This window comes from Nonomuraea sp. NPDC049400 (assembly GCF_044466425.1).
GTDB lineage: Bacteria > Actinomycetota > Actinomycetes > Streptosporangiales > Streptosporangiaceae > Nonomuraea.
Map to the genome: position 1 here is coordinate 26,654 of NZ_JBITMP010000059.1, position 12,408 is coordinate 39,061.

Below are 12,408 nucleotides of genomic sequence, written 5' to 3' on the forward strand. Positions count from 1 at the left end.
GGGCGCTCCTCTCAGGTGGCGAACACAGGAGAGAGACGGGACCAGTGCTCCGCCGCGCACAGGACGGGCGGGTGGTCGATGGGGGCGGGCAGGCTGACCATCCGCCCGCCGGTCAGGTCGCGTCCGGACCAGACGTCGACCCAGTCACCCTCGGGGAGGTGGACGGGGATTTCCGCGACGCCGGGCTCGGTGACGGGCGCGACCAGCAGCGCGTCGCCGAGCTTGAACTGCAGCGGATGCCGCCAGACCTCCGGGTCGTCCGGGTGGTCGAAGAACAGGCCCCGCATCAGCGGGGCGCCGCCGCCAGTAGCCACCCGCGCCTGCTCGGCCAGGTACGGCACCAGCCGCTCCCGCAGCTCGGCCAGCCGCCGGAACACCGGGATCACCCGCTCGTCCCCGGTCTGGGCGGCGATGTTCCACGGCGTGCGGTCCCTGATGGGCGTGCGGTGGTGGTTGAACTCGGAGTGGTACTGCATGATCGGCATGAAGGCCGACGCGCCCGCCGCCCGCAGGTAGAGCTCGGCATCCGGCACAGGCCCGGAGAAGCCGGCCAGGTCCCAGCCCCAATAGACGATCCCGCAGGCCGAGGCGCTGATCCCGGCCCTGATCGAGGAGCGGAAGGCCTCCCAGGTCGAGTCCTCGTCCCCGGCCCAGAACGCGCCGTGTGGTTGCGACCCCGCGAACCCGGCCCGGCTGAACGTCACCGGCGCCTTGCCGCACGCGCGCAGCAGGTCGCCGAACGCGCGGGCGTAGTGCACAGGGAACAGCCCGTTGCCCGCCGCGCCATCCCGCCCGTCGGCGTAGCGCAGGTCGTGGCCCCAGGCGTGCTCACCGCCGTCGGTCTTGAACCCGTCGATCCCCACCTCCTCGACCAGGTAGCGGCGCTTGGCCGTCCACCATTCGCGGATCTCCGGAGAGGACAGGTCGGGCATGAGCGCAAGCGGGAACCACCAGCCCCGGTTGCGGTAGGGCCGGCCGTCGGCCTCGCGCACACCGTACCCGCGCTCGACGAGTTGCCGGGCATCCACGGCGGCCTGGTGGCGGGGATGGGGGCGCATCTTCTGCAGCGGGATCTGCCAGAGCAGCACCTTGACGTCCCTGCGGTGCAGTTCGTCCACCATGCCCTTGGGGTCCGGCCACGGCCCGTCCGCGGGGAACGTGTAGTCGGCCAGCTTGTGGGGCTCCTCGGACGGCTCGTACTCGGCGCCGCGGAACGCCGTGAACGTCGTCTCGTCGCTCCACGCCTCGATGACCAGCGCGCCCACCGGGATGCCGTGCTCGCGATGCCGGTCCATCTCGGCCAGCACGCGTTCCTGGGTGTTCCACTCGTTGCCGCTGGCCCACAGCCGGAACACCCACGACGGAAGCTCGGCCGGGTGCCCCACGTCGTCGAGGAAGGCGCGCAGCACGTCGGCGGGGCGCTCGCCGCCGTAGAAGCGCACGCCCAGCTCGCCGTCCGGGCCGACCTCGGCTTCGGCGACGATCCGGCCGGACCGCGCGGCGCCGACGTCGTACCAGGTCCGCCGTGCGGTCTGGACGTGCCAGCCCCAGCTCGCGGGGCCGCCCACGACCATGGCGTACGGCATCGGCAGGTACGTGCGCCCGTGCCGGCCCTGCGACTTGTACTGCTCGAAGACCACCGCGTCCAGGGCACGGCCCCGCTGGTCCACGGCGTCGAACCGCTCGCCGAAGCCGACCACGTGCTCCTCAGGCTCCAGCGCCAGCTCGAACCGCACCCGCAGCGGGCCGTCGCCGTCCGCAAGCCAGCGCACGCTGCCTGGCACGATCCGGTCGGTGCCCGTGACCTTCAGCTTGCCGCCCGTGTCCGACCAGCACGCCGCCGTCACCTCGAACCACCGGCTCGCGCGGCTCGCGCCATCGTCAGTCGTGGCCCGGAAGCGGTAGGCATAGCGGCTTCCTGCCTTGAGAGCAGGAGTACGCACGCTCCAGGAACCGGTGGCCGCGCGGGCGGCCCGCGCCTGGGCGGCGGCCAGATGCCCGCCGTCCGTGTCCGTCCCGGGATGATCGCTCGCGGTCTTGTCCGCGTTCCGGCTGGTCAGGGGTAGCTCGACGGGCGCGGCTCCGTCCACGACCCAGTCGCACACGACGGAGGCGACCCCTGCGGACACGCGCACCCGCAGTTCCACGGGCTCGCCGTCCAGCGGCCTGGCCGGAACGCGCTGATCCTCCGTTTCCGCGTAGGGATGCCCCGATCCGTGGGGCCGGTGCCGGATCACGCCGTCACCCCCAGCTCGTCGGCGAGGATGAGGTACATGCCGTGCGACCACAGCAGAGGCGTGGCCACCGGGCCCCAGCGGTCCAGCCACTCCTGCCGCCGATCCGGGGCCAGCAGCAGGTGGGACACCTGCTCGGGCAGGTCACCATCGGCGGTCGCCTGCGCCGCCATCCACTCCAGATAGCGCGCCGCCTCGGCCCGCCGCCCGGCTCGGGCGTGGTTCCAGCCGAGGAACCCGGCGAGCAGGAGCCACCGCCCGCCGCCGTAGAAGGTGTCGCCGAGGTAGCGGTACACGCCGCCGTCGCGGGCAAGCTGCCGCTCGACCTCGGCGACTGTCGCCTCGCCGACCGGATGCCCGGCCGGATACAGCCCGAACGGCTCCACGCAAGCCAGCAGGCTCGCGTCCACCGCTTCGCCGCCGAGCCACTTGCGCAGGTGGCCGCCCCCAGTGACGCCCTCCCGCGCCACGAGATCGGCGATGTCCTCGACAGCCTTGGCCGCCGCCGCCGACTCCGCCGCGCTCAGCACGCCGAGCGCGATGGCGGCCCGCAGGCCCGCGTGGACAGAGCCGAGCGTGGCCACGTGGCGGTGCTCGACGTGCTCCTCCCACCAGTCGTAGCAGGGCAGGTGCCAGAACGCGGTCAGGTAGCGGGCCGCCGTCCTGACGCCCTTCTCGACGCCGGGCACCGCCCTGCCGTGCCGGACGCGGTGCTCGCGAAGCGCCCACAGCCAGGTGCCGTACCCGTCGAGCTGGAAGTCCCACCAGTCGTCGTCGCCGTCCAACCCGTCGAGGGTGAACCGTGTCGGCAACATCTCCACGACCGGGACGGCCTCGCCACGGGCGGCCCGCGAGACGAGCGAGTCCACCTGGCCCGCGCGGTCGCCGATAACGCGGGCGCACCAGGTGTGGAAGGCGTCCGCGCCGGCAACGTCGCCGTGCCTGCTCACCCCCTCGGCGATGAACGCGCCGTCACGGAGCCAGGAGTAGCCGCGGTAGGCGGAGAAGGTGGGCGAGGCCGGATAGGCCCCGGTGGAGGACTGCAACCTCTTGATCACGTCGAGGCTGTAGGCGACGAGGGACAACGAAATCTCTCCTAAATGATCAGCCGAGCAGGGCGTCCACGTCGGCGGCGGCGGCCTTGAGCGCGTCCTCGACGGACTTGCGCCCGGCCGCCGCCTCGCTGAGCTCCTTGGTCACCGCATCCTGCATCTCCTGCTGGCGCTTGATGACCGGAGGCAGCGCGATGGACTTGAGCGAGTCGAGGACCGCCTGCCGGTTGGCGGGCTTGGGGTCCTTGAGGTAGGCGGACAGCACCTGCTGGTCGGAGACCGGCGGCAGCTCCCAGGACGACTGGATGCGGGTGGTGGCCGCGGTGTCCGAGGCGGACAGGAAGCGGGCCCAGGCCCACGCCTCCTTGCCATGCTTGGTGGTCGAGGAGGCGGCCACCGCATTGTGGAAGACCGCGCTGGCCTTGGCGGCGTCACCCGGCTCCACGACCACGTCCCACTCGAACGGCACGTCCTTCAGGCCCGCGAACTGCCAGATGCCGTTGTGCCACATGGCGAGCTTGCCGGACTTGAAGAGGTTCGTGTCGTAGTCGGCGGTGCCGCCGATCTCGGCCTCGGTAGGCATCGTCTTGCCCACCTTCGACACCAGCCAATTGGCGGCCTTGACGCCCTGCGGGCTGTTGAACGCCGACTTCTTGCCGTCCGCCGACAGGAACTCGCCGCCCGCCTGCTTGAGCGTCTTGTAGAACTCGAAGAACTGCACCGGCTGGAAGTCGCCGAACACGCCCTTCTTCTTGTCGGTCAGTTTCGCCGCGGCGGCCTGCTCGTCGGCCCACGTCCAGTCGGCGGTAGGCGGAGCCACCCCGGCCTTGTCGAACAGGTCCTTGTTGTAGAAGAGCACGACCGTGGAGAAGGAGGCGGGCAGCGCGTACTGCTTGCCGTCCCGCTTGAAGGCGTTGAGCGACTCCTGGGCGTACACCGAGGTGTCGCCGTCGCCCGCCACCGTGGCGAGGTCGAGCAGTGAGCCGGCGCTGGCGTAGGTGACGAAGTTCTCGTAGTTGAGCTCGAACGTGTCCGGCGCGGTGCCGCCCGCGATGCTGGTCTGCAGCTTGGTGAAGTACTGGTCGAAGGGCGCGGTCTCGACGACCACGTCCACGTTCGGGTTCTCCTTCTCGAAGGCCTTCTCGATCGTGTCGAGGTCTTTCACGTGGTCGGGCGCGGCCGAGAACGTGAAGTACCGCAGCGTCACCTTGCCGCCGCCGTCACTGCTGGTGCCCTTGGTAGCCGATCCCTGCGAGCAGGCGGAGGCGAGCAACGCGGCCGCCGCGACGACAGTAGCGATCTTGATTTGTCGTGACATGGGGGGATTCCTTTACTTGAGCCCGCTCTGCGCGACGCTGGCGATGACGTGCTTCTGAGCGAAGACGTACAGGATGAGGATCGGGACGACGCTGACGACCGAGCCCGCCATCACCACGTCCCACTGCGTGGTGAACTGGCCGTGCAAGGTCGCCAGGCCCAGGGGCAGCGTCATGAACTCGGGCGACTTGATGATGATCAGCGGCCAGAGGTAGCTGTTCCAACTGGCCATGAAGCCGAAGATGGCGAACGTTGCCAGGGCGGGGCGGATCAGTGGCAGCACCACGTACAGAAAGATCCGGAAATGTCCGGCGCCGTCCAGCACGGCCGCCTCGTCGAACTCCCGGGGCACCTGGTTGATGGCCTGCCGCAGCAGGAACACGCCGAACGCCGAGGCGATCGTCGGCGCGAGCAGCGCGAAGTACGTGTCGACCAGGTTGAACGTGCGCATCTCGATGAACAGCGGCACGACCAGCACCGGCAGCGGCATCATCAGCGTCGCGAGGTAGACCGCGAACAGCGCGCCCCGGCCGGGGAACGGCAGCCGGGCGAACGCATAGGCCGCCATCGCGCTCGTGACCAGTTGCAACGTGGTGGAGGCGGCGCCGATCCAGGCGCTGTTGAGCACGATCCGCCAGAAGGGCAGCGTCTCCAGGAGCCTGCCGTACGCGTCCAGGCTCGCGCCCTCGGGGGTGAAGTCGGGCGGCACGGACAGCACGGCGTCGCTCGGCGTGATCGAGGTGATCACCGCCCAGGCGAACGGGAAGAGCATGACCAGCGCGCCGAGGCCCACCAGCAGGAGACGCAGGACCTTACCCATAGGTGACCCACCGCCTCTGGCCCCGGATCTGCAGGATCGTCACGAGCAGCACGAACGCGAACAGCAGCCATGACAGCGCCGAGGCGGCGCCGGCGCGGCCGTACCGGAATGTGAGGTCGTAGATCTGGGAGACCACCACCTGCGTCGCGCCACCCGGCCCGCCGCCCGTCATGATCTTGACCTGGTCGAACACCTGGAAGCCGTTGATCAGCGAGATCACCACCACGAAGAACGTCGAAGGCGACAGCAGCGGCAGCGTGATGTGCCGGAACCTGCGCCAGGCCGTGGCGCCGTCCACCATGGCTGCCTCCTGGTACTCGCGGGGGATCGCCTGCAGCCCGGCCAGCAGGATGATCATCACGAAGCCCAGGTCCTTCCACGCCGAGGCGAGGATGATCGACGGCATCGCCCAGTCGGGATCGGTCCACCAGCCGGGGCCGCTCACGCCGATCAGGCCAAGCGCCCAGTTGACGATGCCGCTGGCCGGGTTGAGCAGCCACTTCCACATCAGCGCGACGACCACCCAGCTCGTGATCACCGGGAGGAAGTACACGCCGCGCAGCAGGCCGCGCGCGGGCATCGCCCGGTTGAGCAGCACCGCGAGACCCAGGCCGCCAAGGTAGACGAGCGGCAGGTAGCCGGCGATGAAGTACAGGGTGTGCAGAAAAGCGGCCCTGGTGTCGGGATCTCCGATGAGTTCGATGTAGTTGCCGAGCCCCACCCACCGCATGTCGGTGATGAGGTCCCATTCGTGCAGGCTGATCCAGAACGAACTGACCATCGGGATCAGCGTGTAGAGAGTCAGCGGCACCAGACTCGGCAGCAGGAACACCGCCACCGTGCCGGCGTAGCGCCACCTGCCGCGCCGCCGCGGCCGCCCGTGGGAGACCCGCGGCTCGGGCGGGGCCTCGGCGTCTGTCGCGGACCCGGCGACGTTCGGGTGGGCCTGCCGGACGCTCATGAGCCGGCTCCGATCAGGCGAGCGCGAACCAGGCGGCCCTGCTCGCCCGCCGCTCCGGCGGCGTCGAACGGAGTGGCCAGCACCAGCGCCGCCGCTCCCTGTGCCCAGCTCGTGTCGTCCCAGCCCTCCACCTCGACGGAGATGTCGCGCCGCCCCGGATACAGATGCGCCCGAAGCGCCGGTTCGAAGCCGGTCTGCCACAGCGGCCAGTCGGCCGTGCCCTCGCCGAGCACCACCACGACCTCGGGGTCCACCACGTTGATCAATCCCGCCGCGGCCCGGCCCAGGACCGCCCCGGCCTCGGCGAAAACTTCCCGCGCGGTCGCGTCGCCGGCCGCGGCGGCCCTCCCGAGCGCGGCAACCGCTCCGAGCGGGTCTTGTGTGCCCTGGTGAGATTCGCCCGTCCTGGCGTGGGCGGCGGCGAGCAGCCCCGCCGAGCCGACGAACGCCTCCAGGCAGCCCCGGGCGCCACAGCCGCAGGGCGGTCCCTCGGGGTCCACCGGCAGGTGGCCGAACTCGCCCGCGCCGCCCCGGGCGCCCCGGTAGACGCGGCCGTCCGCGACGATCGCCGCGCCGACGCCGCGCCCGATCGTCAGCACGAGGAAGTCGCTGTGCGTGCGCCCCCGGCCGTACAGGCGCTCGGCCGCGGCCAGCGCGTTCACGTCGTTCTCCACCAGGACGGGCAGGTTGAGCCGGCGGCGCAGCCGGTCGCCCACCGGCATGGCCTGCCAGCCGAGCGTCGGGGCGTTGACCGTGCCGACCGCCTGGTCATCCACGCTGCCCGGCACCCCGACCCCGACCCCCAGCAGCGGCGGCACCCCATCGATCTCGCGGACCACCGACTCCACCGCGCCCGCCAGGTGGTCCAGGGCGTCGGGCGCGGCCGGGTCATGGGGCGTCTCCCAGGAGCCGAGCACCTCGCCGTCGAGCCGTACGTCCACGAGCACCAGGTGGTCGGCCGTCACCTTCACGCCGAGCGCCCGCCCGGCGCTGCCCACCAACCCGAGCCGCTGGGCCGGACGGCCGCCGCGCGACGGCTTCAGGTCCAGCTCCTCCAGCATCCCGTGCCCGATGAGATCCCTGGTGAGCTGCGTGACGGTGGCCGGGCTGAGATCCAACTCGCGGGCTATCTCGCTGCGGCTCAGCGGGCCGACCGTGCCCAGAAGGGCGAGGATCGCCGTCCTGGTGAGGTCGCCGCGGTCCGTGCCTGCCATGTGAGGGGACTTTCTTTAGGAATAAAGTTAGTGCTGAAGATACTGAGCCGCCGCCACTCTCCTGTCAAGAGTCCGAAGCCTTCCTGAAACCTGCGCCTGCCGAGACTCCGTCCATGCAGTTCAGGCAGCCCCGTCACACCCTTGGGCACGGCCCTGCTGTCCGGCGCGACGGGGCTCGGCGGTGTCGCCGGGCTGCGCCGGCCCTCGGTGACGGGCACCATCTCCGGCATCTCGCCTGAGCCGCTGCGGACGTCGGCGGCGAGCTCGGACCAGACGGAGCCGACCCTCTTGGCCGCTTGTTCGACCGCATGACGGACTTATGACGCCATGCGCCTAGCTGGGACCGGCCGCAGGTCATTAGGTATGCGGTCATTCGGGAAGGGAAAACATGGCGGCAAAATCCCACAAGCCGGCCTTAGCGCTTGCGCTGGCCACACTCATAGGCCTCGGAATGAGCACACCGCCGGCAGCCGCCTCCGGCGAGACGAGTTCCGGCGATTCGACCACTGGATCACCGGCCAGGTCCTCACCGTGGACGGCGGCCTGGAACTCGCGTGAAGCACGCCCGCACGAGCCCGGCCATCAGCGGCCCCAGCCGCACGCGGGGTCGTGGGTCTTCGACCGGCAGGAGGACGATTTCGCGCGCCGTCCGCGGCGTCTTCGGCGTGGGAGGCGATGGAGACCCCGGCACACCGGATCCCCTTGTGAAACGACCAGTCAGTCCAGGCGAAGGCGCCAGACGCCCGCGTCCGTTGACTGGCCCACCATGGCCACAGGCGCGCCCTTCACAGCCCCCACCGCAAGCGAATCCGGCACATAATCAATCTCGATCGAGGACCCCACAGGCGCCCCAGTGCGAAGGTTCCACATCTGAATCGCCTCGTAGTCCAGGTCCGCCCCCTGCACGGTGGAGACGATTACCGGAGCCCCATCCACTGTGCCGACACCCACCGCATCGGCCGATGTGTCGCCCGGCGCCTCAATCTCCCTGATCAACCGCCGGGTCCGCAGATCCCATACGCGCAGATCGCTGGAGACCACGATGGGCGTTCCGTCCAGGTTCCCGACCGCGATGCCGTTCCCTGTCTCCTCTGCCAGCGGCGCGCCGAGCTGCTTTCCGCTGCGCAGGTCCCACAGCCGCAGCGTGTCATCAGGCCCATCGAGTGAGACGGCCACCGGCGTGCCGTCAACCTCGATGGCGGCCAGCGTGGCGATCTCGCCCAGTCCGGCGTCGATGGTCCGGATGTGGCTCCTGGAGATCAGGTCCCAGACGCGGATGGTCCGATCGGCGCCGCCGGTGAGACCCACGGTCTTGCCTTCCAGTTGCGCGAGCGCCACGGCGTTGACGCGTTTGATGTGCCCATCGAGGGTGTCGACGTAATCGTCGCCGGCCACGTTCCACAGGCTCACCGTGCCGTCGGCGTGCCCAGTGAGGGCGAACTCTCGGGACACCGCCATCGAGGTGATGTCTGCGGTCTGGGAAGGAAGGTGGGCAAGCGACAAATGCTTGTCCGCCGCGAGGTCCCAGAAGGTCACCGCGGACTCATCCGCCACCAGCGCGCTCCCCAGCCAATGCCACCGCGACGACGTCGTGGCCGCTCCCGAGGTCGATGGTGGTGAGTCGGCCGCCGCTGCCGGGAAGCAGCCACAGCAGCGCGGCGGTCGCCGCGAGCGTGATCGCCAGCGTTCCGGCCACAATCGGGAGCCTGGCCCTGGGTCGCGTCCATTCCAAGAGCGGATTCGTTGTCTGTCGACCGGCCTCGACGAGCGGATGGTTACCAGCGTGCGAGCCTTCCCCGGAGAGCCGCCCGGATCCGGCTGAGGGGTCGTGCCCGACGAGCCGCAGGATGACCTCATGAGCGGCGGGGCGCCGGCGCGGGTCCTTGGCCAGGGCCCTGGCCACGAGCTCGCGCAGCGGCTCGGGCAACGGCGGTAGCTCCGGTTCGTGGTGCAGAACGCGATGCATCGCCGCGGCCACGTTCTCACCGTTGAACACATTCCGGCCCGTCGCGGCGAACAGCAGGGTGGCAGCCCACGAGAACATGTCAGAGGCTGGACCGACCTCCCCACCGGAGATCTGTTCCGGCGACATGTAGGCGGGAGTGCCGATCAGGCCCTGAGTGGTCGAGGCAGAGGAGCCCACCATCTTGGCGATGCCGAAGTCGATCACGCGGACGCCGTCGGGCCCGAGCAGCACGTTCTGCGGTCTGAAGTCCCGGTGCACGATGCCTGCACGGTGAATGGCGGCCAGCGCTGTGGCGGTGCTCACGGCCAGCCGTTCCAGCGCGCCGAAGTCGCGCGGCCCTTCGCGTCTGACCGCCGACCTGCTCAGGTTCGCCGGGGCGAAGGGAGCGCGAGTCGACCATGGTCAGCCATCGTAGATCACGAAGTGCCGGCCCGGGCGCCGCTGCGGCTTGTCCTGATCTCGGCAGTAATCCAGTTGCGTGGCAGGGGCCGGGTTGTCATGATCCGGCCTGTGCTTGCCGACCTGTGGCCCCAATATGGCCTGACCATTGTCACGCCACGACTTGAACTGCGCCTACCGCGTGACGAGGAACTGGCGGCACTCGCACAACTGGCAGGCAACGGCGTCCATCGGGCAGACGAGCGTCCGTTCTTGACTCCGTGGACCGACGGAGGTCCCGAGGATCGGGCACGGTCTGTGCTCCAGGAACACTGGAGCCAGCTCGCGGGGTGGAGCGTGGCAGCGTGGCGGCTCGGACTCGGGGTCTTCCGCCAAGGGCAGCCACTTGGCGTGGTCACGCTTCGAGCACGCGATTTCCTCGTCGTTCGGGAGGTCACAACGTCCTCGTGGCTGGGCATCGAACACCAGGGCAAGGGCTACGGAACCGAGGCTCGGGTCGGTCTGCTCACCCTGGCCTTCGATCACCTCGACGCACGTGCCGCGCGCACCGAGGTGTTCCAGGACAACCACGCCTCTCAGGGCGTGTCCCGCAAGCTCGGCTACGAGCACGACGGCGTATCGGTTGACGCCCGCGGTGACGAGGCCGTCGTGTCCGACCGTCTACGGCTCACCAGGGAGAAGTGGACTGAGCAGGACCGGCAACCGGTAAGGGTTGACGGGATGACGGCCTGCCGCCCGATGTTCGGCCTCTGACGCCATCCGCCACAGGTCAGTTACGCGAGAGAACACGGGTGGTGCCCGCGATAGTCGCCGTGGCAAACAACCAGCCGAGTACGATCAGCACGGACGCCACCCACTGAGCCGAACCCTGATGTTTGAAAACGCTCACCCGACGGGACCTCGTCATACTCGGGCGTTACCCGTTGCCAGGTGTGGAGCCTTCGGCTCCGGCGGATCGTCTGGGCCGCATTGTTGACGAGGATGTCGAGATAACTGAAACGCCGCTGAACGGACTCCAGCAGACCCGCGACAGCCGCCAGGTCGAGCAGGTCGACACCGTGGACGTGTACCCGGTCCAGCCAGGCCTCGGCGTCGGGCACGGCCGCGAGCCGACGGGCTGCGGAACCGGCCTGATCGCGAGGGCCCGTCGAGGCTGCTTGCGGGACGAGCGCCGGGGATGGGTCTTGCTCTCGATAGCGCGCCGTGGCCGCCGTGGCCTCGTGGTCGCGTCGCCTGCGCTCGGCGTGCCGCGACGCCTTTCGTGTCTTCTTCCCCGCCCGGTACAAGTGCGCTGCGGCCTCGTACACGGCCGCCCATTGAGGATCAGCCGGATCCGCCGCGCGTGCCTGGGCCATCACCCGCAGGCAGGTCTCAACCTCAGCCTGGTTGGGGAGGGTTCCTGATCCGGGCGGTGGTGTCCCGGTCAAGTCAGGATCGACGGCCGACACCCACACCCCCACCGATGACTTCCACGATTTGGGGCAAGGCTGGTCGGTTTCGAACCGACGTCCTCCAACCTGCTGTAAGGCGCGACGACCTCTGTGCTACAGCCTTGCCGCTGCAGAGCTTTAGCGAATAGCACGGGCATTAAATGGCCATTATGGGTGTATGGGACCTATCCTGCGCATGGGGATGAAAGCCGCGTTCTGGCGCTCGGTGAGCAGGTGCTCTGCCTTGACGGATACCCCTGAAAGAACCGAGCGGGCCAATCACGCAGGGTGGGTCGAGGGGGTGTGCTCCGCTCGCCCTCAGCCACGTCCCAGCTGTTGAGCGCGGCAAATATGTCAGACGTGCAGGGTGGGCCGGTAGATGAGCTCTTGGATGTGGCCGTCGAGCGTCCGGCTCTCGAGCAGCTCGAGGTCGAAGTCGCCCGCGCCCATGAGGATTGGGCTGGTCCCGGTCCGTCCGGAGATAACGGGGAAGATCGTCACGTGCAGGCGGTCGACAAGGCCAGCGGCCATCAGTGCCCGGTTCAGCGACAGGCTGGCCTGCGAGCGCAGCGGCACGTCCGACTCGTCCTTGAGCCTGGCGACGATGTCCACGGCGTCACCGCTCACGATGGTCGCGTCCGGCCAGCCGAGGGTGTCCTGCAACGTCGAGGACACCACCGTCGCCGGCATTCGCATCGTCCGGACGTTCCACTCATCGAGCGTGTTGGGATCGATGCCCGAGGACATGATCTGAGCGGTCTCCCGAAAGGTGGTGGCCCCGAAGACCATTCGCTGTTCGGTGGCGAACAGGGCGGCGCGGCGCTCAAGCAGCTCGGGGCCCTGCTTGCTCCAATAGCCGCCCCAGTCAGCGCCCTCGGCGTAGGAGCCGTAGCCGTCGAGGGTGGAGAAGACGTCCCAGGTGTACGTAGCGGTCATGATGCTCTCCTCGAGTGCGGTTGATCGGGTGTGGATTCAGACTGGAAACCACGGCGAAACTCATCGCCGTATGAGCAGG

12 protein-coding genes and 1 tRNA gene are annotated in these 12,408 nt (G+C 69.4%); 2 read left to right on the forward strand and 11 right to left on the reverse strand.

Translation table 11 applies throughout. From position 1 onward, the window contains the following. Positions 1 to 11: 11 nt before the first annotated feature. The 6 genes from ACIBVN_RS50910 to ACIBVN_RS50935 are packed head-to-tail and all read right to left on the reverse strand — an operon-like array spanning position 12 to position 7,598. Positions 12 to 2,237, reverse strand: a complete 2,226-nt coding sequence (locus ACIBVN_RS50910) for a TIM-barrel domain-containing protein (protein WP_397148486.1) — start codon at positions 2,235 to 2,237, stop codon at positions 12 to 14. Then, the gene (locus tag ACIBVN_RS50915) at positions 2,234 to 3,319 is read right to left on the reverse strand and encodes a glycoside hydrolase family 15 protein (RefSeq protein ID WP_397148488.1); all 1,086 of its coding nucleotides are present in this window, start codon (positions 3,317 to 3,319) and stop codon (positions 2,234 to 2,236) included. The genes ACIBVN_RS50910 and ACIBVN_RS50915 overlap by 4 nt, the downstream gene beginning before the upstream one ends. A gap of 19 nt (positions 3,320 to 3,338) precedes the next feature. After that, positions 3,339 to 4,604, reverse strand: coding sequence for an ABC transporter substrate-binding protein (locus ACIBVN_RS50920; protein ID WP_397148490.1), 1,266 nt, complete (start codon positions 4,602 to 4,604; stop codon positions 3,339 to 3,341). 12 nt (positions 4,605 to 4,616) lie between these two features. Next, a complete protein-coding gene (locus tag ACIBVN_RS50925) occupies positions 4,617 to 5,423 on the reverse strand; it encodes a carbohydrate ABC transporter permease (protein ID WP_397148492.1) in 807 nt (268 codons plus the stop codon). Further along, the gene (locus ACIBVN_RS50930; RefSeq protein WP_397148494.1) at positions 5,416 to 6,384 is read right to left on the reverse strand and encodes a carbohydrate ABC transporter permease; all 969 of its coding nucleotides are present in this window, start codon (positions 6,382 to 6,384) and stop codon (positions 5,416 to 5,418) included. The genes ACIBVN_RS50925 and ACIBVN_RS50930 overlap by 8 nt, the downstream gene beginning before the upstream one ends. Next, positions 6,381 to 7,598 (reverse strand): ROK family protein, encoded by a 1,218-nt coding sequence (locus tag ACIBVN_RS50935; RefSeq protein WP_397148496.1) that lies wholly within the window; start codon positions 7,596 to 7,598, stop codon positions 6,381 to 6,383. The genes ACIBVN_RS50930 and ACIBVN_RS50935 overlap by 4 nt, the downstream gene beginning before the upstream one ends. Before the next feature lie 141 nt (positions 7,599 to 7,739). Here ACIBVN_RS50935 and ACIBVN_RS50940 point away from each other — a divergent pair, with 141 nt between their 5' ends. Then, entirely contained in the window at positions 7,740 to 7,910 is a 171-nt protein-coding gene (locus ACIBVN_RS50940; RefSeq protein WP_397148498.1) for a hypothetical protein, read from the forward strand. A gap of 405 nt (positions 7,911 to 8,315) precedes the next feature. On the opposite strand, the gene ACIBVN_RS50945 is transcribed toward ACIBVN_RS50940, so the two are convergent. Both ACIBVN_RS50945 and ACIBVN_RS50950 read right to left on the reverse strand, forming a co-directional pair. After that, entirely contained in the window at positions 8,316 to 9,134 is an 819-nt protein-coding gene (locus ACIBVN_RS50945) for a WD40 repeat domain-containing protein (RefSeq protein WP_397148500.1), read from the reverse strand. A 7-nt stretch (positions 9,135 to 9,141) separates the two neighbouring features. Next, entirely contained in the window at positions 9,142 to 9,930 is a 789-nt protein-coding gene (locus tag ACIBVN_RS50950; RefSeq protein ID WP_397148557.1) for a serine/threonine-protein kinase, read from the reverse strand. A gap of 144 nt (positions 9,931 to 10,074) precedes the next feature. On the opposite strand from ACIBVN_RS50950, the gene ACIBVN_RS50955 reads away from it, so the two are divergent. Continuing rightward, the gene (locus ACIBVN_RS50955) at positions 10,075 to 10,716 is read left to right on the forward strand and encodes a GNAT family N-acetyltransferase (RefSeq protein ID WP_397148502.1); all 642 of its coding nucleotides are present in this window, start codon (positions 10,075 to 10,077) and stop codon (positions 10,714 to 10,716) included. Between the two features lie 20 nt (positions 10,717 to 10,736). Here ACIBVN_RS50955 and ACIBVN_RS50960 read toward each other — a convergent pair whose 3' ends face one another. The 3 genes from ACIBVN_RS50960 to ACIBVN_RS50970 all read right to left on the reverse strand — a co-directional run bounded on the left by ACIBVN_RS50960 (position 10,737) and on the right by ACIBVN_RS50970 (position 12,329). Then, the gene (locus tag ACIBVN_RS50960) at positions 10,737 to 11,063 is read right to left on the reverse strand and encodes a hypothetical protein (protein WP_397148504.1); all 327 of its coding nucleotides are present in this window, start codon (positions 11,061 to 11,063) and stop codon (positions 10,737 to 10,739) included. Positions 11,064 to 11,445: 382 nt separating this feature from the next. Further along, positions 11,446 to 11,517, reverse strand: a tRNA-OTHER gene (locus tag ACIBVN_RS50965). 230 nt (positions 11,518 to 11,747) lie between these two features. After that, positions 11,748 to 12,329, reverse strand: a complete 582-nt coding sequence (locus tag ACIBVN_RS50970) for a dihydrofolate reductase family protein (protein ID WP_397148506.1) — start codon at positions 12,327 to 12,329, stop codon at positions 11,748 to 11,750. Positions 12,330 to 12,408: the final 79 nt, after the last annotated feature.